This is a genomic window from Streptomyces sp. P9-A4 (assembly GCF_036634195.1).
Classification (GTDB): Bacteria; Actinomycetota; Actinomycetes; order Streptomycetales; family Streptomycetaceae; genus Streptomyces.
In genome coordinates this window covers 6,801,174-6,823,359 of record NZ_JAZIFY010000001.1, presented here as the reverse complement: position 1 = coordinate 6,823,359, position 22,186 = coordinate 6,801,174, and the positions used below count along the sequence as shown (strand labels likewise).

General features: G+C 73.1%; 21 protein-coding genes. 8 read left to right on the top strand and 13 right to left on the bottom strand.

The annotated features are described in order from the left end of the window. The first annotated feature begins 214 nt into the window (after nt 1–214). From egtA to egtD, 4 genes are read left to right on the top strand one after another with little or no spacing between them, the layout of a single operon-like run. The gene (gene egtA / locus V4Y03_RS30585) at nt 215–1,474 is read left to right on the top strand and encodes an ergothioneine biosynthesis glutamate--cysteine ligase EgtA (protein ID WP_332437062.1); all 1,260 of its coding nucleotides are present in this window, start codon (nt 215–217) and stop codon (nt 1,472–1,474) included. Beyond that, the gene (gene egtB, locus V4Y03_RS30580) at nt 1,471–2,796 is read left to right on the top strand and encodes an ergothioneine biosynthesis protein EgtB (RefSeq protein WP_332437061.1); all 1,326 of its coding nucleotides are present in this window, start codon (nt 1,471–1,473) and stop codon (nt 2,794–2,796) included. The genes egtA and egtB overlap by 4 nt, the downstream gene beginning before the upstream one ends. Beyond that, nucleotides 2,796–3,548 carry an ergothioneine biosynthesis protein EgtC gene (egtC, locus tag V4Y03_RS30575; protein ID WP_332437060.1) on the top strand — a complete coding sequence of 251 codons (753 nt, stop codon included), beginning with the start codon at nt 2,796–2,798 and terminating at the stop codon, nt 3,546–3,548. The genes egtB and egtC overlap by 1 nt, the downstream gene beginning before the upstream one ends. Continuing rightward, the gene (gene egtD / locus V4Y03_RS30570) at nt 3,545–4,510 is read left to right on the top strand and encodes an L-histidine N(alpha)-methyltransferase (protein WP_317878760.1); all 966 of its coding nucleotides are present in this window, start codon (nt 3,545–3,547) and stop codon (nt 4,508–4,510) included. The genes egtC and egtD overlap by 4 nt, the downstream gene beginning before the upstream one ends. Here egtD and V4Y03_RS30565 read toward each other — a convergent pair. From V4Y03_RS30565 to V4Y03_RS30555, 3 genes are all read right to left on the bottom strand, one after another. Beyond that, entirely contained in the window at nt 4,405–5,382 is a 978-nt protein-coding gene (locus V4Y03_RS30565) for a lysophospholipid acyltransferase family protein (protein WP_332437059.1), read from the bottom strand. The genes egtD and V4Y03_RS30565 overlap by 106 nt on opposite strands. Next, a complete protein-coding gene (locus V4Y03_RS30560; RefSeq protein WP_332437058.1) occupies nt 5,379–6,290 on the bottom strand; it encodes a GNAT family N-acetyltransferase in 912 nt (303 codons plus the stop codon). Before V4Y03_RS30560 ends, V4Y03_RS30565 begins: the two co-directional genes overlap by 4 nt. Before the next feature lie 137 nt (nt 6,291–6,427). Next, the gene (locus tag V4Y03_RS30555) at nt 6,428–7,678 is read right to left on the bottom strand and encodes an extracellular solute-binding protein (RefSeq protein ID WP_332437057.1); all 1,251 of its coding nucleotides are present in this window, start codon (nt 7,676–7,678) and stop codon (nt 6,428–6,430) included. A gap of 306 nt (nt 7,679–7,984) precedes the next feature. Here V4Y03_RS30555 and V4Y03_RS30550 point away from each other — a divergent pair, with 306 nt between their 5' ends. After that, a complete protein-coding gene (locus tag V4Y03_RS30550; RefSeq protein WP_317878835.1) occupies nt 7,985–8,200 on the top strand; it encodes a dodecin in 216 nt (71 codons plus the stop codon). 162 nt (nt 8,201–8,362) lie between these two features. Here V4Y03_RS30550 and V4Y03_RS30545 read toward each other — a convergent pair whose 3' ends face one another. The 7 genes from V4Y03_RS30545 to V4Y03_RS30515 all read right to left on the bottom strand — a co-directional run bounded on the left by V4Y03_RS30545 (nt 8,363) and on the right by V4Y03_RS30515 (nt 17,508). Next, on the bottom strand, nt 8,363–8,851 hold the full coding sequence (locus V4Y03_RS30545) for a phosphatase domain-containing protein (RefSeq protein WP_332437056.1): 489 nt from the start codon (nt 8,849–8,851) through the stop codon (nt 8,363–8,365). 143 nt (nt 8,852–8,994) lie between these two features. Further along, a complete protein-coding gene (locus V4Y03_RS30540) occupies nt 8,995–11,061 on the bottom strand; it encodes a M48 family metalloprotease (protein ID WP_332437055.1) in 2,067 nt (688 codons plus the stop codon). Between the two features lie 68 nt (nt 11,062–11,129). Then, nucleotides 11,130–11,729 (bottom strand): hypothetical protein, encoded by a 600-nt coding sequence (locus V4Y03_RS30535; protein ID WP_332437054.1) that lies wholly within the window; start codon nt 11,727–11,729, stop codon nt 11,130–11,132. Between the two features lie 98 nt (nt 11,730–11,827). After that, nucleotides 11,828–12,595, bottom strand: a complete 768-nt coding sequence (locus V4Y03_RS30530; protein ID WP_332437053.1) for an ABC transporter ATP-binding protein — start codon at nt 12,593–12,595, stop codon at nt 11,828–11,830. Continuing rightward, nucleotides 12,592–15,483, bottom strand: a complete 2,892-nt coding sequence (locus V4Y03_RS30525; RefSeq protein ID WP_332437052.1) for an ABC transporter permease subunit — start codon at nt 15,481–15,483, stop codon at nt 12,592–12,594. Before V4Y03_RS30525 ends, V4Y03_RS30530 begins: the two co-directional genes overlap by 4 nt. 13 nt (nt 15,484–15,496) lie before the next feature. Further along, entirely contained in the window at nt 15,497–16,744 is a 1,248-nt protein-coding gene (locus V4Y03_RS30520) for an ABC transporter substrate-binding protein (protein WP_317875045.1), read from the bottom strand. Nucleotides 16,745–16,857: 113 nt separating this feature from the next. After that, nucleotides 16,858–17,508, bottom strand: coding sequence for a class I SAM-dependent methyltransferase (locus V4Y03_RS30515; protein ID WP_317875046.1), 651 nt, complete (start codon nt 17,506–17,508; stop codon nt 16,858–16,860). Between the two features lie 225 nt (nt 17,509–17,733). On the opposite strand from V4Y03_RS30515, the gene V4Y03_RS30510 reads away from it, so the two are divergent. After that, nucleotides 17,734–18,564: a glycoside hydrolase domain-containing protein gene (locus tag V4Y03_RS30510; RefSeq protein WP_332437050.1), complete on the top strand. Its 831-nt coding sequence runs from the start codon at nt 17,734–17,736 to the stop codon at nt 18,562–18,564. Between the two features lie 100 nt (nt 18,565–18,664). Here V4Y03_RS30510 and V4Y03_RS30505 read toward each other — a convergent pair whose 3' ends face one another. The 3 genes from V4Y03_RS30505 to V4Y03_RS30495 form a co-directional block, all read right to left on the bottom strand. After that, nucleotides 18,665–18,838, bottom strand: a complete 174-nt coding sequence (locus V4Y03_RS30505) for a hypothetical protein (RefSeq protein WP_332437049.1) — start codon at nt 18,836–18,838, stop codon at nt 18,665–18,667. 335 nt (nt 18,839–19,173) lie between these two features. Then, a complete protein-coding gene (locus V4Y03_RS30500) occupies nt 19,174–19,299 on the bottom strand; it encodes a hypothetical protein (protein WP_332437048.1) in 126 nt (41 codons plus the stop codon). Nucleotides 19,300–19,344: 45 nt separating this feature from the next. Next, nucleotides 19,345–20,025, bottom strand: coding sequence for a response regulator transcription factor (locus tag V4Y03_RS30495; protein ID WP_332437047.1), 681 nt, complete (start codon nt 20,023–20,025; stop codon nt 19,345–19,347). A gap of 264 nt (nt 20,026–20,289) precedes the next feature. On the opposite strand from V4Y03_RS30495, the gene V4Y03_RS30490 reads away from it, so the two are divergent. Further along, nucleotides 20,290–21,285: an ABC transporter ATP-binding protein gene (locus V4Y03_RS30490; RefSeq protein WP_332437046.1), complete on the top strand. Its 996-nt coding sequence runs from the start codon at nt 20,290–20,292 to the stop codon at nt 21,283–21,285. Continuing rightward, nucleotides 21,282–22,100 (top strand): ABC transporter permease, encoded by an 819-nt coding sequence (locus V4Y03_RS30485; RefSeq protein WP_332437045.1) that lies wholly within the window; start codon nt 21,282–21,284, stop codon nt 22,098–22,100. Before V4Y03_RS30490 ends, V4Y03_RS30485 begins: the two co-directional genes overlap by 4 nt. The last annotated feature ends 86 nt before the right edge of the window (nt 22,101–22,186 follow it).

Sequence of the window (22,186 nt, the reverse complement as noted above, 5' to 3'; positions counted from 1 at the left end):
CCCCAGCTTCGTCTTCCGTGCCCGGCGGGGACAACGGATTTTCACCGGGTGCGGTGCCGCGTCCCGCCGGGAGCGGGGCGTGGGGTTTCGGTCGGGCGGGGGCACGGGGGGCGCGTCCGGGGGGCTCGGGGCGCTCTTGCACGCCGGTCGGTGGTGGCTTTAGGTGGAAGCAGCAACTCCCCGGGACCCGTCCCGATGACCAGGAGGTGTACGGATGTCGTCCAGCGGCATACCGCGCGGCGGCCCCCCTCTCACCGAGGGTGAGGCGGAGGATCTGCTGCGATGTATCTGCTTCAAGACCGGACCGCCCCGCACCGTCGGGGTGGAGCTGGAGTGGTTCGTGCACGAGCTGCGCGACCCCCGGCTGCCGGTCCGTCCGCCGAGGCTCGCGGCGGCCCTCGACACCGTGCGGTCGCTGCCGCTGGTGTCGTCCCTGACCTTCGAACCCGGTGGGCAGCTGGAGCTCAGCTCGCGCCCGGCCGGATCGCTCATGGAGTGTCTCGACTCGCTCGCCGCCGACCTCGGCGCGGTGCGGGCGGCGCTCGGGCCGCTCGGCCTGACCCTCAGCGGTTACGGGGTGGACCCGTGGCACGCGCCGCGCGGCCGGGTGCTGCACGAACCTCGTTACGACGCGATGGAGACGGCGCTCGACCGTACGGGTCCGGCGGGCCGGGCGATGATGTGCGACTCGGCCTCGGTGCAGATCTGTCTCGACGCCGGTCTGGAGGAGCCGGGCCCGCTGGGCTACCACCGTCGGTGGCGGCTCGCGCATCTGCTGGGCGCGGTTCTGGTGGCCGCCTTCGCCAACTCCCCGGTGAACGGCGGCCGTCGTACGGGCTGGCGCTCGACGCGGCAGTCGCTGTGGACGGACCTGGACCCGCTGCGGGCACTCGCGCCGTCTCCCGACGGGGAGCCGCGCGCGGAGTGGGCGGCACACGTCCTGGACACCCCGGTGATGTGCGTGCGGGCCGACGAGGGGCCGTGGGCGGTGCCGGAGGGGCTGACCTTCCGCGACTGGCTGCGTTCGGGTCTGCCCCGGCCGGCCGATGTGGACGACCTGCGCTACCACATGACGACGCTGTTCCCGCCGGTTCGGCCGCGCGGCCATCTGGAACTGCGGATGGTCGACGCGCAGCCCGGCCCGGACGGCTGGATGGTGCCGGTGGCGGTGACGACGGCGGTGTTCGAGGACCCCGAGGCGGCGGAGACGGTGTACCGGGCGGTGAAGCCGCTCGCGGAGCGGTCCGGTCCCGGCCGCGCGCCGCGCAATCCGCTCTGGCTGGCGGCGGCCCGCGACGGTCTCGCCGATCCGGAGCTGCACGCGGCGGCCCGCACGGTGTTCGCCGCCGCTCTGGAGGCGCTGCCCCGGATCGGGGCGGGCCCGGAGGTGCGTCGGGCGGTCGCGGCCTTCCACGAGCGGTACGTGATTCCCGGGAGCTGCCCGGCCGACGATCTGGAGGTGGTGACGTCATGACGGCGACCGAGGCGGAGCCGGACGCGGGTGCCCTGCGGCGGCGTGCTCTGGATGCCCTGACCTTGGCGCGGGCGCGTACGGCGCTGCTCACCTCCTGTGTCGAGGACGGTGAACTCACCGCCCAGCACTCCCCCTTGATGTCGCCGCTGGTCTGGGACCTGGCGCACATCGGCAACCAGGAGGAGCAGTGGCTGTGGCGGGCGGTGGCCGGGCAGGAGGCCCTGCGGCCCGAGATCGACTCGCTGTACGACGCCTTCGAGCATCCGCGTGCCAGCCGTCCTTCGCTGCCGCTGCTCGCCCCCGGCGAGGCCCGCGCCTACGCGGCGGACGTCCGGCTCCGGGTCCTCGACGTGCTGGAGACGGCCCGCTTCGAGGGGCGTCCGCTGCTCGACGCGGCTTTCGCCTTCGGGATGATCGCCCAGCACGAACAGCAGCACGACGAGACGATGCTGATCACCCATCAGCTGCGGAAGGGTCCGGCGGCGCTGACCGCTCCCCCGCCGCCTTCGTTCCGGGGTGGGCCGCTGCCCACCGAAGTCCTGGTCCCCGGCGGCCCGTTCACCATGGGGACCTCGGACGAGGCGTGGGCGCTGGACAACGAGCGTCCGGCGCACGCCCGGATCGTGCCCGCCTTCCATCTCGACACCACGCCGGTCACGAACGGCGCCTATCTGGCCTTCATGGCGGACGGCGGCTACACGGATCCGCGCTGGTGGCGGCCGGCGGGCTGGGCGCAGATCAGGGAGCACGGCATCGCGGCGCCGCTGTTCTGGCGGCGGGACGGCGGGCAGTGGCTGCGCCGCCGCTTCGGATTGACGGAGCCGGTGCCCGAGGAGGAGCCGGTCCTGCACGTGAGCTGGTACGAGGCGGACGCCTACGCGCGCTGGGCGGGGCGGAGGCTGCCGACGGAGGCCGAGTGGGAGAAGGCCGCCCGCTACGACCCGGTGTCCGGGCGGTCGCGCCGTTTCCCGTGGGGCGACGCCGACCCGGGGCCCGAACACGCCAACCTGGGGCAGCGGCATCTGCGGCCCGCCGCGGCCGGCAGCTACCCGGAGGGCGCGTCGCCGCTCGGCGTACGGCAGTTGATCGGTGATGTGTGGGAGTGGACGGCGAGCGACTTCATGCCGTATCCGGGGTTCCGGGCCTTCCCGTACAAGGAGTACTCGGAGGTGTTCTTCGGGCCTGAGCACAAGGTGCTGCGCGGCGGTTCGTTCGCGGTGGACCGGGTGGCCTGCCGGGGGACGTTCCGGAACTGGGACCTGCCGGTCCGGCGGCAGATCTTCTCCGGATTCCGTACGGCCAGGAACGCGGAGCTGGGCTGATGTGCCGTCATATCGCCTTCGTGGGCGAGCCGGTGGCGCTCGGCGAGCTGCTGGTCCGGCCGCCGCACGCCCTGCTGCGCCAGTCCTGGGAACCCCGTACGCAGACCAGCGGTGTGGTGAACGCCGACGGTTTCGGCGTGGGCTGGTACGCGGAGGGCGATCCGGTGCCCGCGCGGTACCGGCGGGCTGCTCCGATCTGGGGCGACCTGTCCTTCGCGGACCTGGCCCGGGTGGTGCGCTCCGGGGCGCTGCTCGCGGCGGTCCGCGGCGCCACCCTGCCGGGCGCCGACGGGGAGGCCGCGGCGGCGCCGTTCACGGCCGGACCGTGGCTGTTCAGCCACAACGGCGCCGTCCCGGGGTGGCCCGAATCGCTGGTGCCGCTCGCCGCGACGCTGCCGGCCGGTGAACTGCTCCGGGTCGAGGCCCGGACCGACTCGGCGCTGCTCTGGGCGCTGGTGCTGCACCGGCTGCGCGCCGGGGACGCGCCGGGTCCCGCGCTGGCCGACACGGTGCGGGAGGCCGCCGAGGCGGCTCCCGGTTCCGGTCTGAACCTGCTGCTCACCGACGGTGCGCGGATCGCCGCGACCGCCTGGGGGAACAGCCTCTGGTACCTGCGGGGTCCCGGCCGGGTGGTCGTGGCCTCCGAACCGTACGACGACGATCCCCGGTGGCGGGAGGTCCCCGAGCACACGCTCGTGACCACCGACCGCGCCGATGTCACCCTCACCCCGCTCAAGGAGCCGTCCGCGTGAGCCCGTTCCAGCTGACCCGTACCCTCGCCCCGGACGCCGCGGGCGCCGATCTGCGCGCCGATGTCCTGCACGGCCTGTCCCGCTCCCCCAAGGAGCTGCCGCCGAAGTGGTTCTACGACGCCCGGGGCAGCGAGCTGTTCGAGGAGATCACCCGGCTGCCCGAGTACTACCCGACGCGGTCGGAGCGGGAGATCCTGAAGGAGCGGGCAGCGGAGATCGCCGCCGCCACCGGGGCGAGGACCCTGGTGGAGCTCGGCTCCGGCTCTTCGGAGAAGACCCGGTTCCTGATCGACGCGCTGCTGCCGGGTCTCGACAGCTATGTGCCCGTGGACGTGAGCGAGACGGCGCTGACGGGGGCGGCGGAGTCGCTGCTCGCCGAGCGGCCGGAGCTGCGGGTGCACGCCCTCGTCGCGGACTTCACGCGGGGGCTCGGGCTGCCGGGGACACCGGGCCCGCGTCTGGTGGCCTTCCTCGGCGGCACCATCGGCAATCTGCTGCCTGAGGAGCGGCGGACCTTCCTGCGCTCGGTCCGGGCCATGCTCACGCCGGGTGACGCGCTGCTGCTCGGCACGGACCTGGTGAAGGACGAGGAGACCCTCGTCGCCGCGTACGACGACTCGGCCGGTGTGACGGCCGCCTTCAACAAGAACGTGCTGTCCGTGATCGACCGGGAGCTGGACGCTGACTTCGATCCCGCCGACTTCGACCATGTGGCGGTGTGGGACCGCGAGCGGGAGTGGATCGAGATGCGGCTGCGGGCCCGCCGCGCGCTGACCGTGAAGATCCCGGAGCTGGATCTCGTGGTGCCGTTCGCGGCGGGCGAGGAGATGCGGACGGAGGTGTCCGCGAAGTTCCGTCAGGCGGGTGTGCGGGCGGAGCTGGCCGAGGCGGGCCTCGATCTGGACCGCTGGTGGACGGAGAGCGGGGGCAGGTTCGCCCTGTCGCTGGCGATGGCCCGCTGAGCTGCCGCCGCCAGCGTGCGGCGGTCCGGGTGGCGAAGGGCGGGCAGCGGCTCCCCCGGCCGTACGACCGCGGTGAGCCGGCGGGTCGAGACGACCCGCCACAGCGAGGCCCCGAGGGGGTCGTCCGCGACGTAGGCGGCGCCGTCGGTGGGCCGGTAGTCGACGCGTACCGGCTGTACGGCGCAGCCGGCGTCCAGGGCGGCCTGGAAGGCGGCGGGCCGGAAGCGCCCCTGGGCCCGGCCGCACCAGGTCGAGCCCTCGGGGAAGACGATCACCCGGCCGCCGCCGGAGAGCACCTCCGCCATCGTCCGCACGGTGCCGGGCAGGGCCCTGAGCCGGTCGCGGTCGATGAAGAGGGTGCCGCCCATGGCGGCGAGGGTGCCGAGGACGGGCCAGCGGCGCACCTCGGCCTTGGCGACCATCCGGCCCGGCAGCACGGCCGCGAGCAGCGGTATGTCGAGCCAGGAGACATGGTTGGCGACGACGAGGAGCGGGCCGGTGGCGACACCCGTTCCCTCGTACCGGACGCGTATGCCGAAGGCGCGGACCACGGCGCGCGACCAGTGGCGGACGAGGGCGAGCCGGGTGGCGGCGGGGAGGAGACCGGTCGCCGGGGCGAGCAGGAGGCCGAGGAGGACGGTGCCGAGCCCGGCGGTCAGCCGGGCCACGGCCCGGACGGCCCCCGCCGGGTCCTCGGCGGGAAGCCGGCCGAGGTCGGGGTACCGGCCGTGGTCGGGGTACCGGCCGTGGTCGGGGTACCGGCCGTGGTCGGGGTACCGGCCGTGGTCGGAGTGGGCGGGGTGGGCTGCGCAGTGGCCCGGGGTGCAGGGCGCCGTGGGGAGCCACGGCGAGAGGGCCGTGGTCCGGTTCACCGTGCCGGGGCGAGCGACAGGAAGTGGTTGAGGTAGCGCGGGTTGGTGCGGCGCAGCGAGAGCAGGACGTAGAGGTCGGCGACGCCGAAGTCGGGGTCGTGCGCGGGGGCGCCACAGACCCAGGCCCCGAGCCGGAGGTAGCCGCGCAGCAGCGGCGGGAGCTCGGTGCGGCCCTCGGGGCGGGTGATGCCGTCGGGGCTCCAGAGCTTGTGCGGGGTGACCCAGTACTCCTCGGGGGCGAGGTGCTTGGCCTTGACGGTGTCCCAGGTGGCGGCGGCGAGGGTGCCGCCGTCGGCGAGCGGGAGGGAGCAGCAGCCGGCGAGCCAGTTGTGGCCGGTGGTCGTCATGTAGCGGGCGAGCCCTGCCCAGATGAGGGCGATGACGGCGCCGTTGCGGTGGGCGGGGTGGACGCAGGAGCGGCCGACCTCGACCAGGTCGTGGCGGATGGGCGCGAGCCGGGTGAGGTCGAACTCGCTCTCGGAGTAGAGGCGTCCGGCGACGGCGGCGCGGTCGGGCGGCAGGATGCGGTAGGTGCCGACGACTTCGCCGGTGGTCTCCTCGCGTACGAGGAGGTGGTCGCAGTACGCGTCGAAGGCGTCCGAGTCGAGGCCGGGCTCGGGGCCGTCGAGCCGGGCGCCGAGTTCTCCGGCGAAGACCTGGTGGCGCAGTCGCTGCGCGGCCCGTACCTCCTCCCGGTCGCGGGCGAGGCCGACGACGTACCGGGGCGCGGGCGGCTCGTCGGGGGCCTGCGGCGCGGGCTGCCGGGCGGGTGCCTGGGGCTGGGCGGGGACGGCGGGGGCCGAGGCGAGGGCGGGGACGGCGGGGGCCTGGGGCTGCGCGGGGCCGGCGAGCGGCTGCGCGGGGACGGTGAGCGTGGGGACGGTGAGCGTGGGGGTCGGTGCGGCCATGTCGGACTCCTCCGGCGTACGGAAGGGAAGGGGCGGAGCCGGGCCGTGTGAGCGGTGGCCCGGCTCCTTACTTCTTCCGTGACCGGCTGGATTCGACGTGACCGTCCGGGGGCTCGCGGGTGTGGAGGCGCTGAATGCTATTCGGCGAGGGTCTCCGTGATCGCGGCCGAGGCCAGCTTCGCGGCCCTCAGCGGGTCCTCGCCCTGGAGGACGGCCGTCATGTAGGGCTTGATGGGGTTGTCGGCCTCCACATCGGCCCACTGCGGGGAGTTCGGGGTGGCACGACCGCGCGCGGCGCCCTTGGCCATGACGGCGGTGGCCTCCTGGCCGGCGACGACGGAGGCGAGGCCCTTCTTGTTGGGCACGTAGCCCATGGAGCGGGCGAGTTCGGACTGCCACTTCTCGCCGGCGAGGGCCTTGACGACGTCGAGGGCGGCGCCGCGCTGGGGTGCGTTCTCCGGGATGATCAGGTCGGAGCCGCCGGTGAAGACGGCGCAGGGCTGGCCCGCCTTGGTGCCGGGTATCGGGAAGTAGCCCAGCTTGTCCTTGAGGGCCGGGTTGGCCTTGAGGATCGCGGCGACGGCGCTGGGGGCGGCGATGAGCTGGGCCACGTCGCCCTTGGCGAAGACATCGGCCTGCGGCGGGTTCTGCTCGTCGGCGTCCTTGGGCCCGGAGCCGAGGGACTGGAGGTCCTTGTAGTAGGTCATGCCGCGCCGGGCCGCCTCGCTGTCGAGCGCGCCGGTCCACTCCCCGCCCTTGTCGACGGCGAGTTCGCCGCCCTCGTCCCAGATGAACCCGGCCAGGGTGTACCAGTCCTGTCCGGCGAGGTAGATGCCCTGGGAGCCCTTGCTGTTGAGCTTCTCGGTGTCGGTGAGCCATTCGGCGCGGGTGGCCGGGGGCTTGTCGATGCCGGCGTCCTCGAAGAGGTCCTTGTTGTAGATGACGATGCGGTTGGCCGCGTACCAGGGGACGCCGTACTGCGATCCGCCGATGCTGCCGGGTTCGGCGAGACCGGGCAGCCAGTCCTCGCTGCCGAGGTCGCGGACCGACTCCAGGGTGAGGTCGAAGAGCTTCTCGGTGTCGGCGTACTGGGCGACCTGGGTGTTGCCGACCTCGATGACGTCGGGTCCGCCGGAGCCCTGGATGGCCTCGGTGACCTTCTTCCCGATGCCCGTCCACTCCTGGACGGTGACCTTGAGCTCGATGCCGTCGTGCTCCTCCTCGTACGCCTCGGTGAAGCGGTTGAGGAAGTCCTCGCTGACGCTGTCCCGCATGAGCCAGATGTTGACGGTCTTCGTCTGGCTTCCCCCGCCCGGCAGCATCCCGCAGCCGGCGAGGGCGAGCGCGGTGGCGGCTGCCAGGGGGCAGGCGAGATGGCGATTCTTCACGTAGGTCACCTTCTGCGGTTCAGCACAGGGTCGTGCGGCATGGGGGGCTGACCCGACATGGGGGGACCGAACGGGGTGTTCGCGCGGGTATGTGGCCTGGATTCTGGTCTGGACCAACGGGATGGTCAAGTCCTTGACCATCCCGTCCCGCGCGCCGGATACGTCCCCTGTTTCCTTACCTGCGGTAATTTCTCGTCGACCAGGGGGAATCGGCCGACCGGCGCCCGCGCGCCCCGTCCCGACTCGCGGCGGCACCCGCTTCCGGGCAGGGTGGGGGACGGAGTCGGAACGAAGGAGAGGCCCGCCATGGGAGACCACGTTTACCGCGTCACGGAGATCGTCGGATCGTCCTCGGACGGCGTGGACACCGCCATCCGCAACGGGATCACGCGCGCCTGCGACACGCTCCGGGCCGTGGACTGGTTCGAGGTCACGGAGATCCGCGGCCACGTCGAGAACGGCCAGGTCGCGCACTACCAGGTGGGCATGAAGGTCGGATTCCGGCTGGAGGAACCGAGCTAGGTTCCGGCTGGAAGAGCCGAGCCGGGTTCTGGTTGGAAGAGCCAAGCCAGGTTCCGGCTGGAGGAACCGAGCCAGAGGGAGGGCTTCGGCTCGGAGGACCCGAGCCGGACGGGCGCCTTCCGCCCGGCCGGGCCGACCACGCCCGTCGGTCGGCGAAAGCCGTCAGGTCCGGCCCTCCTTCTCCTGGGCGTCCCTCAGTTCCTGCGAGGGGGTGGCCCACCCGGCCCGTACGACGGTGAAGCCGGCCTCCTCCGCCGCGTCGCAGACGAGCAGGTCGTCGTCGACGAGCATCCGCACCGGACGGTCGGCGCCGAGCCGGCGCAGGATCTCCACCTTGGTCACCCGGGCCGGCCGGAAGTCCCGGTCGCGCCGCATGTGGACCGGGCCGTCCGGCAGCCCCTGGGCGGCCAGCCAGGCGAGGGTGTCGCGGCGGCACCGCTCCGGGCGGCCGGTGAGGTAGACGATGTCGCACTCCTCGGCCGCCTCGCGGCACAGCGCGACGCCCTCCGCCAGCGGCGGATCGTCGGGCGCCGCCGCGAAGAAGCCGTCCCAGTCCTTGGGCCGGCTCTCCAGGAAGTGCTGGCGGTGAGCGGTCGAGGCGAGCGTGTTGTCGATGTCGAAGACGGCCAGGGGCCGGATGTCGGCGGTCACGGGCCCAGCCTAGGAGGCGGCGCGGCGGCGCGGGGCGGATATACGGGGAGGTCCGGGCGGGCAGAGCGCGGCGGCCACGCCACCCGGCGGGCCGGCGGAACGGGCGACCCAGACGACGGCGCCGCCGCCACCCGGCAGGAGCGCTACCGCCACCTCGGAGCCCGCCGGGCTCGGACGGTGAGCGCCTGAACGGCCCAGGCCGGCAGCGTGCCCAGCGGGGCCACGATGAGGGCCAGCCTGAAGGAGGCCGCGCCGGGGAACGGGGTGCAGGCGTCCAGGCCCGAGACGAGGCAGCCCACGAGCCTCACCAGCACACCCCAGGCCGACATGCCGAGCAGGCCCGCACCGAACGCGGCCAGGGCGCCTCTGGCGAGCGGGAGGGGTGCGTGACCTCCGCCCGCCCAGAAGGCCGCCGCCACCTGACCGACGATCACCACCCCCATCGCCATCAGCGCGGGGGCGGGGACGCCGATCCACACGACCAGCAACGCCGTCACGGCGGACGCCAGCGCCACCGGGACGCCGAAGCCGACGAGGAAGCCCGGCGGCGGCCCCGGCGGCCCGAATCCGGTGAAGGTGTGCCGGGCGCCGGGGCGCCACGACACGTACTGCCCGACCAGCGGCACCACCGCGGCCGTCAGCACCGCCGGCGCGACCACCGTCGTGATCCGGGCGAGCGCCAGAACGGCCGCACTGCCGACGAAGACCACCGCTCCGGGCAGCGACGGCGCGATGAACGCCGCCGCGTACAGCGTCATCGTGGGAAGGGTGAAGAGGAAGCCGACCATCGGCAGCACGCCGGCCGTGGCCGACGCGAGAACCGTCCACAGCACCCGGCGCGGACGGCGGCTGCGGGCCAGGACCGGCCCCCACGCCCCCGCGACCAGCACCAGCCACCGCACGAGGGCCCAGCCGCACAGGCTTGTCAGCGCGAGGTACGGGAGGGCCAGCGACGCCCCTTGTCCGCCCACGCTCACCAGGCTGAACGCACCCGACGGGGCCAGCAGCCGGAACACGCCGAGGCCGAGGCCCAGACCGAGCCCGGCCTGCCGGATCCGTGCCGGGGTGGGGGAGCCCGGTGCGTGCGCCACCGCTTGCCACAGCACCGTGCCCGCCGCGCCCACCACCAGGCTCCCGGACAGGACCGTGGCAGCGAGCGCCGCCGTCGGTCCGGCCTGGCTCCCGCCGCCGATCGGCCCCAGCCGCACCATCTCGTGGAGGAAGGCGCCCGCCGCCCCGACCGCGCACATGTCCCAGAAGCCGACCTCGTACAGGACCCCTCGGTCGGTCAGTGCCCGCGCCCGCCTGGCGAGCGGCGGGTGGACACGCAACAGACCGCGGTCCGCCTTTCCGCCCTGCTGCGCGGGCGGCTCGACGAACAGCCTGCGCAGGCCGTCGGCCGAGCCCTCCCACTCCGTCACCCTCGCGTCGGCGTACAGCTCCCGGCTGCGCAGCACCGCGTTCTTGAGCAGGGTCACCAGTACGGCGAGCAACGGCACCTGGACGGCGAAGGCGAGGACGGAGCCCGCGAGCGCGGAGCCGAGGAGCAGGGCGGCCGGGGCCGCGACGGCGATCATGACCACCAGGGTCGGCACGCTCGCCCGCCACAGGATCAGTGTCAGGAAGGCGATGTCCAGATCCCGGTTGCGGATGTGCGCCAGTTCATGGAGGACGATGCTCCGGAAGGCCCGCCGGTCGAGGGAGTACAGGGTGAGCAGCCCACCGCTCAGGACCACCCGGCGCCGCCCCAGCCGCCCGAAGGCCAGGGCGTGGACCGTCGGGTTCAGTGGTTCGGCGAGGAAGCCGACCCGCGCCCGCACACCCGACTCGCCCAACAGGCCCGCCAGATACGCCGACAGCTCGGGCATGTCGGTGAGCGGGCCGTAGCCGCGCCGCCCGATCCTGCGGCGCGGGAGGCCCACGTAGGCGGCGAGCAGTGTCAGCAGCAGGGCGGCCGACGCACCTGCGGTGACCAGGGGGCTCGCATCGGCGCGCGGGTCCTCGCAGTCGCCCATGTCGAGCTCGGTCGGGATGCGGATGTCCGTGTCGGCGCCGCGTTCACGGACCGCCCGCCCCGTCGCCAGGGCGTAGCAGTCGTGGTACTCCTTCAGCTCCTCCCACCGTACCGAGGACAGGATGACGGACGAGGTGCCGTTCACCAGCAGGGCCGAGACGGCGGTCATCGCGGCGATCAGCAGCGCGAAGCGCACCGCCGTGCCGGAGGGAAGTGTGAACGGGCCCGGAGGGCTGTGTGCGGCCGGTCCCGGTGTCCGCCGCCTCATCCGGCGGCCTCGGCCGGCCCTTCCCCGCCCGGCTCCTGCTGCTCCTGCTGCTCCTGCTGCTCCTGGGACAGGGTGGCGAGTTCCGCGACGATCCCGTCCGCGATCGCCCGCGCCTGCGCCTCGGGTACGCGCCATCGCAGTGCCGCCCGCGTGGCCACCTCGCGCAGCCGGGTCAGCTGCTCGGCGGTCAGCCGTTCCGCCTCGGCGGGCGCCGTGGCCGGCTCCGCGGCCTGTTCGAGGGCCTGTCGCGTGCGGCGGCGCAACAGCCGAGGCAGCAGCCGGCTCCGGGTGGTGTCCACGGCGTGCGCGGTGGACTGCTGCACGAGGTGGTCGAGTACCTGGACCGCGGCGGAGAGCGCCGCGGTGCTGATGAGCGCGGCGACCACGTCGAGGCCTATCCCCAGTGGCTCGTCACGGTGGACCGGCCACGACCGGTCCTTCGCGGACGAGCTGTGGAAGGCCTGGGCCGTCATCGGGAACTGGGGCAGCTCGTGCGGTGCCACCGCGCCCACCGCGCGGCGGGCCAGCCGGGTCGCCGTCCCGCTGTCGTACTGTCCGACGCCGCCGTTCCCGCCCTGGTATTCGTATCCGCGCATGCGATCAGACGCCTCCCCCACCATCCGAGACTGCCTTCAACTCACCATGATGCCAGGTGAGTTGGCGGCGTGCGACGAGGCCGATCCCCACGCCGACATCAGTGATCCGGGGTGTGATCACCCTCCGCCCCGCCCGAACCGGCGCCGAGGTACGCCTCCCGCACCGCCGGGTCCGCGTGGACCTCGGCCGCGGTCCCCTCGGTGAGGACCCGGCCGAGGTCGAGCACCACGACGCGGGAACACAGCTCCATCACGAACGCCACGTTGTGCTCGACGAGCAGCACCGCGCAGTTCTCCTCATCGGCCATATGGCGTATGACGGAGGCGAGTCGGTGACGCTCCTCGGCGGTCGTCCCGGACGCGGGCTCGTCCAGGAGCAGGACCCGGGGCGGATCGGCGAGCGCGCGGGCCAGCTCGACCATGCGGGCCTGCCCGACAGGCAGGCCTCCCGCGTACGCGCCGGCGAGCGCGTCGAGCCCGCACGCGTGGAGCACAGCGGCGGCCCGCTCCCGGTGGCGGCGTGCCGCGGGCCGCACACCGCCCCGCCAGTCCTGCGCCACGACGAGATTGTCCGCCACGGTCAACTGACCGAAGAGCTGCTGGCGTTGGAAGGTGCGGCGGATGCCGTGCCGGGCCCGCCAGACCGGGGAACGGCGGGTGATGTCCGTACCGTCGTAGGTGATCGCTCCCGCGTCCGGTCGTCGCATGCCCGACAACACGTCGAAGAGCGTCGTCTTGCCCGCCCCGTTCGGACCGATGACGCCGCAGATCTCGCCCGGGCGTACGGAGAGGGTCACGTCCGTCAGGGCGTGGACGCCGCCGAACCGGACACCGATCCCGCTCGCGTGGAGCAGAGGGTGACTCATCGGCGGGCTCCCGTCCCCAGGTAGGCCTCGGCGAGCCGGGCCCGGTCCACCTCGGACCGCGGCCCGGACCAGACGATCTCGCCCTGCGCGAGGTACGCGACGGTGTCGGCGATGCCGAGTACCTCGGCCGCCTTCTCCTCGACCAGGACCAAGGCGGTGCCCCGGCCGCGGAGTTCGGTCAGGAGCTGGAAGACCTCGTCCACGACGCGCGGTGCGAGACCCAGGGACGGCTCGTCGGCGACGAGGACGGCCGGTGGACGCTGGAGGAGCGGGGCGAGGGCGAGGATCTGCTGCTCGCCGCCCGACAGGGAGCCGGCGAGGACGGTACGGCGAGCGGCGAGCGCGGGGAACCGCGCGTACACGGCGTCGCGGTCCTCGGCCCGCGCCAGCTGGAGGGCCAGGTTCTCCTCGATCGAGAGCCCGGCGAAGATCCCCCGCCCCTCGGGAGCCAGCCGCACCCCGCGACGCGCCCGGGTGACCGCCGCGTCGCGGGTGGCGTCCTCGCCCCGTACGCGCACGAGGCCGTCGGCCGGCCGCAGCAGCCCCGCGGCCACCCGGCAGAGGGTGGACTTCCCGGCCCCGTTGGGCCCGAGCAGCACCAGCGCCTCGCCGCCGCGCACCACGAGATCCACGCCGTGCAGCACGGGCGCGCCGCCGTACCCGGCGTGCACGCCGCTCAGTTCGAGCGCGCCCGGCGCGTCGCCGGAGCCGCTGCCCGTCCCCGTGGGAGCCGGGCTCGGATTCCCCTTCCCGGGGCCCCGGGGGCTTGCTCCCGCGTCCGGATCCGGGGAGCGGCTGATTCCCGAGACCGGCGGACGCGGGGAGCGGGTGTCCTCCGACACCGCCGGATCCGGGGAGCGGGTGCCCCCCGGCACCGCCGAACGCGGGGAGCGGGTCTCACCCGGCACCGCCGGATCCGGGGAGCGGGGTGGAGGAACGGCCGTCGGCAGCGGCGCCCGCGCCGCCGCCGCCCGTCTCGCGGCGCGCCGGGCCGCTCGTCTCGCCGGCAGCGCCGCGCAGTACCCGTCCGGGTCGTTCGCCAGCGCGAGCCCCGCCAGACCGAACAGGATCACCGGCAGATGGGCGGACTCCGTCACGTACTCCGACATCAGATGCGGGACCACCGCGTAGACCAGCCCCGCCACCACCGCGAACTGCGGCCTGCGCACCCCCGCCGCGACCACGACCGCCAGCCACACCAGGCCCGTCATCGCCGTGAAGTCCGTGGCCGTGATCCGGGTGTTGTACGAGGCGTAGAGCACCCCGCCGAAGCCCGCGAGTCCCGCCGACACCGTGAACAGCAGGAGTTTCGTCCGTACCACCGACACCCCCGACGCCGCGGCGGCCTCGGGGGCCGAGCGGACCGCCAGCACGGCCCTGCCCCAGCGGGAGCCGCGCAGCCAGGTCAGCAGCGCGACGAGCACCCCGCTGAGCAGCACGAGCGCGAGGCCCATCGCCCGGTCGTCGCCCAGGTCCACCGGGCCGGCCACCGGGCGGGGAATCTCCCATCCGGTGTCGCCGTTGCGCAGCCAGCCGAGCTGGAACAGCACCTGATCCGCCAGGAAGGCAAGCGCGAGGGTGGCCAGGGCCAGTGATCTGCCCCCGAGCCGCAGGGCGGGCAGTGCGACCACCGCGCCGAGCAGGGCCGCAGCCGCGGTGCCGACCGCCGCCGCCGCGACGAAGGGCCAGCCGTGGCTCATCAGCAGCCCGGCGACCAGGGCCGCGCCGGTCACGAACGTCGCCTGGGCCAGTGACACCATCGCGCCGAGGCCGGTGACCACCGTGAACGACATGAACACGAGCCCGATCGCCAGCCCTTGGGCCAGGATCCCGCTCCAGAAGGGTGTGGTGACGGTGTAGAACGCCGTGCCGAGCAGCACGCCGGCCACCACCCACGCACCCCAGCGGCGGCCCCACCCCATCCCGGCGAGGTAGTCGACGGGCGGTGGGTCCTCCGCGGCCGCCGTGCCCGCCGCGCGTTGCCGCCGCACCAGGACGACGAGGCCGGCGAAGAGGATGAGGAACGGCACGGCCGTACGGAAGCCGGTGATGTCGTCGGTGAACGAGGCGTACCCCGCCACCAGGTTCTGCAGTACGCCGAGCCCGAGGCCGCCCGCGAAGGCGAGGGGCACGGACACGAAGCGTCCGAGGACGGCGGCGGTGGCCGAGACGAACAGGAACAGGGTGTAGTCGTGCGCGGAGAGCCCGAGGAGCGGGGTCGCGAGGACACCGGCGAGGCCCGCGAGTCCGGACGACAGCATCCAGGCGATCGACGACAGCCGGTCCGCGCCGATGCCCCGCAGCTCGGTCAGCGTACGGTCGTCGACCGCGGCCCGCAGCCGCAGGCCGAGCCGGGTGTGCCGCATCAGCACCCACAGTCCGGCCGCCGCGAGGGCCGTGGCGATCCAGGTGATCAGCTGGTCGGAGTCGATGCCCACGCCGTCGAACGGCTGCCAGGACACGGCGGGGCTCGGCCCGACGCCGGGCAGTCCGAACTGGTTCTCGGCGGGCTGGACGGGGGCGCCCGCCCGCTCCAGGAGTTCGACCACCCATCGTCCGGCCGCGGGCAGCGCGACGAGCAGACCGATGGTGGCCACGATCTGAGCCGTCTCGCCGACCTTGGCCAGCTTTCTGAACATCAGCCGGTCCAGGCCCCAGCCGAGGCCGGGCGCCACCACGAACACCAGGAGCAGGGCGGTGGGGACGGCCGGCCAGCCGAAGCCGGAGTGAACCTCGTAGAACGCCAGCGCGCACAGATAGGCGGTGGCGCCGTGCGCGAAGTTGAAGAGCCCGGAGGCGGAGTAGGAGAGCACGAGCCCGGTCGCGAGCAGCGCGTACAGCGCACCCGAGACCAGCCCGCTCAGGACGAAGCCCAGCAGGTCACCCACGTGACGCGCCCCCTCAGCCGAAGGGGATCGGCGGATAGCACTTGAACGGCACCGCCACCTCGTACCGCCCGTTCTTCAGGCGGACGAGCGCCCCGCAGCCGAAGCTCTCCTTCTTCCCCTTCGGCTCGGCGCGGTCGCCCACGAGCGTGCCGGTGTCGGAGAAGCCGGCGGCGGCTTTCTGGAAGGACTCCACGGTGAGGTCCTTGCCGGCCCTCCCGGCGATCGAGAGGAAGAGGTCGGCGCTCATGTACCCCGTCATCATGTGCATGTTGAGGGGGACGTCCTTGCCTCCGGCGGCCTTCCTGATGTCGGCCTTGAACTGTTCCATCGCGGGGGTGTCCGCCTCGAAGGGCTGGAACTGCAGCAGTACGTGCACCCCGTCGAGGGCCTGCTTCGTCGCGTCCTTCGCGAGCAGTCCGGGATCGTAGTCCGTCGGGTCGGAGATGATCCCCTTGTAGCCGGACCGCTTGAGGGCGGTGAAGAGGCCGATGTTGTACGGCGTCTGCATCACGGAGACCACGGCGTCGGGCGCGCCGCCGCCGGGGCCCGAGCGGAGGATCTCCTTGGTGTACGCCGACCAGTCGCTGGGCATCGAGGTCGCCGGCACCACGGCCTTGGCGTACGGGACCTGGAAGCCGGCCGCCTTGAAGCCCTGGGTGAAGGTGCGGATGCCGAACTTTCCGGCGTCGTTGTCGCCGGCGATCAGCGCGACCGACTTGCCGCGGGAGCCGCCGAGGACGGCCGCGAGGCTCTCGGGCCAGGTCTGGTTGAGCGTGCCGCCCGGCGTCGGGACGAGGCAGCCGTTGAAGCCGTAGATGTGCTCCGGCCCGCAGAACGAGGGGAGCGTGCCCCAGCCCACCGTCGGAACCTTCTGGCCATCGAGGAAGTCGGCCCCGGCGAAGGTGACCGAGCTCATGGGCGAGACGGCGAAGACCTTGTCCTGCTGGACGAGCTTGCGGGCCGCGGCCAGGTTCCTGGCCGGGTCCTGGCCGTCGTCCTCGGCGCCCAGGTACTCGATCTTCCGCCCGTTGATCCCGCCCTCGGCGTTGGCCCGGTCGTAGCGGGCCCGGGCGCCGAGATCGGTGTCCTTCTTGGAGTATCCGCTGGCGGTCGTCATGGAGACGATGCCGCCGACCTTGATCGTGTCGACGGTGACTCCGCGTACGGAGGTGGCGGTGCTTCCGCCGCTGGAGGCGGAGTTGCAGGCGGTGACGAGGAGCAGGGCGAACGCGGCGGCGATGACGCGCAACGGTCGAGGCACGGGCGATCCCTCCGTCGGGTGACCGCATTCTGTGACCGAACTGATGAACCGTCAATAACTGATACAGCGTCAATTGACGGTACGTCAGGCACGGTCCGCCGCCGCGCCCTCCGTCAGGCCGGGCGGCGGGCGTAGGTGAAGAGGTGCTCCTCTGGGGCCGCGCGGTCGTCGTCCGGGGCGAAGACCGACACCGCGTGATGCAGGACGTCGAGGCCGCAGTCCTCCCGCTGGAGGCGCAGGTACTCCTCCGCCGAGAAGCTGGAGACCCTGACCGTGCGCTCCATCCAGACGATCTCGGCGTCCTCCACGTCCGCGGGCACCGTCGCCGTCACCAGGAAGCCGCCGGGCGCCAGCCAGCCGGCCATGCGCTTCAGGGCGTCGGCCGCCTCCGCCCTGCTCATCATCAGAAGGGGGAAGAACGCGCACACCGCGTCGAAGTGACCCTCCGGCGCGCCGAACGCCCGCACGTCGCACTGCTCGAAGCCCGCCCCGGGCACCTGCGCGCTCGCGAGGGCGACCATCTCGCCGGACACGTCGATGCCGGTCACCTCACAGCCGGCCCGCACGAGGAGGTCGGCCACCGGACGCCCGGTCCCGCTGCCCACGTCGAGCACCCTCGCCCCCGCGCCCAGCCGTGCGGTGAGCCACTCGATCGCCGCCAGCTGAGCCGGCAGACGAACGAAGGCGTGCTCGTAGTCGATCCCCAGCCCGTCGAACAACTCAGCCGCCGACACCGGCCGCACGTGCGCATCGTCGTGGTCCATCCCGGGTCCCTTCCGTCGCAAGGTGGGTCATCAGTGTTCGTACCACGCGGGACCCCACCCGCCCCGGCCTTTCCGACGACGCGGCCGAGAGCGGTGCCCGGCCCGGGGCGAGCGCTGTCGGCGCGTCGCCCCAGCCGTCGAGGTGTCGGTGCCGCTGGGTAGGGTGATCGCGCTCCGGCCGGACGGAGCGTGAACTCGAAGATGTCGTACGTATGGGGTGGGGAATTGTCCAAGCACCGGTTGTCCAAGAGAGGTCGCTACATCGCGTGGGCGGCGACGGGCGTGTTCGTCGTGGCCGGTGCCGGAGTCGCGGCGCAGACCTCGATGGCGGCTCCGGCGTGGCCGGTGCAGAAGACCTACACGGGCCGGGCGTTCGACGCCTGCACGGCGCCCTCGCTCACCGCGATGACGGCGTGGAAGAAGGACGGCTACTACGGCGGTGTCGCGGTCTACGTCGGCGGCAAGAACCGCGGCTGCGCCCAGCCCAACCTGACCAGGTCCTGGGTGAAGTCGGTCGACACGCTCGGCTGGCGGGTCATCCCGCTCTACGTCGGCGCCCAGCCGCCCTGCCAGAAGAGCGGGAACAAGGAGAGGTTCACCGCGGCCACCGCCGCCTCGGTGGGCGCCGCCAACGCCAACGACGCGATCGTCAAGGCCTCGGCCCTCGGCATGAAGGCCGGCAGCCCGGTCTACCTCAACATGGAGTCGTACGACATCGCCGACAAGGCGTGCAACGACGCCACCCTCACCTACGTGCGGTCCTTCACCAAGACCCTGCGCGCCAAGACCTACCGCGCCGGCCTCTACGGCTTCAGCGGCTCCGGCGCCAAGGCGATCGCCACCGCCACGAACCGCACCGACCTGCCGGGAAACCTCTGGTACGCCCTGTGGAACGGCCAGGAGACCACCACCAAGGACTGGCCCTGGAACCCGAAGCTGTACACGGACCACAGCCGCGGCCACCAGTACAAGGCCAACAGCAAGGAGACCCGCGGCGGCTACACCATCACCGTCGACCGCAACGCCTGGGACGCCCCGGTCGCCCTCATCGGCTGACCATGACCGGCTCCGGCCCGGTGCTTCACCGGTTCGGGCGGGCCAGGACCTTGCCGCGTGGACGAGGACGGGGCCTCCCGTCCTCGTCGACGACGAGGGTTCAGCTTGCGGACCCGCGGCCGGCGAACCGTACGACCGCTCCTGCCGCGATACCGGCGAGGCCCAGGAGCAGAACGGGAAGGCCGGGGCCGGGAAGGACGTACATGGCCGCTCCGGCCACCGTGAGGACGGCACCGATCGACATCACCACGACGCCGACGCGAAGCTGGGACATGCTGGTTCCTCCTTGGTCGTTCACTGTCGGAAGCGTTCGGGAGACCCGGGCGGATGCCCGGGTCCGCCGCGACGGCGGACCCGGGCATCCAGGGGCATATCACCCTCTGTGTCGGTGATCAGTATCCCCAGTAGATCTTGGACGAGTCGACGTACGTTCGCCGGTACGTGGTCCACCAGGACGACGTCTCGGAGAACCGGAAGTAGAGGCCGGGTCGTACAGGCGTACGCCCATCAGGACGAGGTTGCCGAGGGTGTCGGCGGACCGCTGCTCTCCGCCGAAGAAGCCGTAACGGGCCTTGTCCGTGCCGGTGCGCTTGCCGAACTCGTCGGTGGTCAGGGGGTGGTCAGCTGGGTGCCGGGGTCGGTGCCGTTCGACTTCGGCATGAGGGACTTGACGGCCCGTCTCCTGGCGTCGAACTCGGTGATCCGGGTGATCGCCAGGCCACCGGGGGCCTGCACGTTCTTCGTGGCCAGGCCAGGGGAGTGATGGCGTCCCCTCGAACGTCAGGCGCGGTGGGGCGGCGCCAAGCCCGCTTCGTACGCGACGATGGCCGCCTCCACTCGGTTGCGCGCGCCCAGTTTCGAGAGCACCGCGCTGACATGGGCCTTCACCGTGCCTTCGACCAGGTGCAGACTCTTCGCGATCTCCGCGTTGGACCGACCGGCCCCGAGTCCGGCCAGTACCTGGCGCTCCCGATCCGTGAGCCGCTCCAGTGAGCGGTGGGGGTGTGCCGCCCGGTGGGCGCGCATCCCGGTGATGACGCGGCCGGCGACTCTGGGGGAAAGATAGGCGCCGCCGGTGCCCACCGCCCTTACACCGTTGAGGAGTTCCCTCGGGTCGTCGGCCTTCAGCAGGAAGCCGTCGGCGCCTTCCTCCAGGGCGCGGGTGATGTACTCGTCCTGGCCGAAGGTGGTCAGCATGATCACACCGACCGTGGGCAGCTCCTGGTGGAGCCGGCCGGCCGCCGTCAGCCCGTCCATGCCGGGCATCTGGATGTCCAGCAGGACCACGTCCGGCCGGTGCCGGCGGGTGAGCGCGAGGGCCTCCTGCCCGCTGCTCGCCTCGGCGACCACTTCGACGTGCGGGTCCCTGGCCAGGACGGCAAGGACCCCGGCCCGGACCATCGCCTCGTCGTCGGCCACCAGGACCCGGACCGGCCGACTGCCGGGTGTCGTCTCTTCCACGCGGCGAGCCTACGGCCGGTGCGCCGCCGTCCGGACGTCGAAAGCCGCGGATCCGCCAGGCGGCGGAGGGCACCCCTGTCGAAAGGCAGGACACCGCTGCCGTTCGACCCATGGGAGTGGGCGCCGCGGACTCCTAGCGTCGCTTCCGTACGGGAATCGGGGCAGCCGCCCCGGGCCGACCGCACGTCGGTGTGCGCCCGTCACCGCCGCCGTCGCCTGTCGCGAGCTGCACTCCGCGGTCCGTGACCGACACGAAGGAATTCCGTGATCACCCTCCGAGGACTGACCAAACGCTACGGCGACACCCTCGCCGTGGACGAGCTGACGTTCGATGTCCGGGCCGGCCGTGTGACCGGCTTCCTCGGCCCCAACGGGGCCGGGAAGTCCACCACCATGCGCATGATCCTGGGCCTGGACCATCCCACCCGCGGGCGGGCCCTGATCGCCGGGCGCCCCTACGCGGACCTGCGCAGGCCGCTGTGTGCGGTCGGCGCGATGCTGGATGCCCGGGCCGTCCACCCGGCGCGTTCCGGCCGCACGCATCTGGTCGCCCAGGCCCGGTCGAACGGCATCCCGCTGCACCGCGTGGACGAGGTGCTGGAGCGGGTGGGCCTGGCCAAGGCGTCCCGTCGGCCCGCGGGCACGTACTCGCTCGGGATGAGCGGGCGGCTCGGGGTGGCGGGCGCCCTGCTCGGCGATCCGTCGGTGCTCGTCCTCGACGAGCCGGTCAACGGCCTCGACCCGGACGGCGTGCGATGGATCCGCGGGCTCGTCCGGGAGCAGGCGGCGGAGGGACGCACCGTGTTCCTCTCCAGCCATCTGATGAGCGAGATGCAGCTGACCGCCGACCATCTCGTCGTCATCGGGCGCGGGCGCCTGCTGAGCGACACCTCCATGACCGAGTTCCTGGCAGCTGCCTCTCCCGCGTCGGCTCGCGCCGTGGTGCCCGACGCCGAGGAGAGAGCGACGCTGGTGCGGCGTCTGATGGCGACCGACGGGGTGAGCGTCGAGACCTCCGGGTCCGGCGAGCTCACCGTCGAAGGCCGCACCGCCGCCGAGATCGGAGACCTGGCCCACCACTGCCGGGTCCGGTTGCACCGGCTGAGCGACGTCCGCGTCTCGCTGGAGCAGGCGTATATGGACCTGACCGCACGCAGCGTCGAGTACACGACGGGGGGCAGCGCAGCGGATTCGAGGGGCAGCAGCACCGCGGACACGGCTGCCGCGCTCGCGGCGTCGAATGAAGGGGGACGACCGTGACCATCCCGACGACACCCGTCAGGCCCGCGGACCTGCCGCACACCGGCCCTGGGACTCCGGGGCGGGGCGCACCCGGTGGATTCACCGGGGCCGTCGCCGCCGAGTGGACCAAACTGTGGTCCGTCCGAGCCGCCTGGCTCTGTCTTCTGACGGGCCTCGCGATCACCGGTGTCTTCACCTACTACTACGCTTCGATCGCCCGTATCAACGAGCATCCGGTGCAGCCCGTCGGGAACGCGGCGGCCTCCTCCGCCGTCCTCGTCCAGTTCGCCGTCGTCGTCCTGGCCACGGTCGCGGTCACCTCCGAGTACGCGACGGGGAGCGTGCGCGCTTCCCTCTTGTCGGTTCCTCGGCGGCACCGGGTCCACGCCGCGAAGGCCCTGGTGGCGGCCGTGGTGGCGTTCGTCGCCGGCACAGCGTTCGCCGTCGTGGGCACGGCGGTGGCCTGGGTGGGGTTCGACGGGCGGGCCTCCTTCGCGGCCGGCCCGGTCCTCGGACAGGTCCTCGCGGTCGGTCTCTACGAGGCGTTGGTCGCTGTGCTCAGCGTCGGGGTGGCGTTCGCCACGCGTCATCCGGCCGGCGCGCTCTCGATCCTCGTCACGCTCCTGTGGGCGCTGCCCAGCATCCTCCTGGGCCTAGGAGGCCCGGCGCTCGCGGACCTCAACGACCTGCTGCCGCACGGCGCGGGGGACCGCTTCATGCACCCCGCCGCCGAGGGACCGTACGGGCCGGTGACGGGGGTCCTGATCGTGGCGGCGTGGGCCGCGGCCGGGCACCTGACCGGCCTGTACGTGCTGCGTCGACGGGACGCCTGACTCCGGCGCCGGTGGCGGCCCGAGGTCCTCGCCGGGCCCACTCCCCTGCCGGGCGTCCGGGCCCGTCCCACAGAATCGACCTGGAA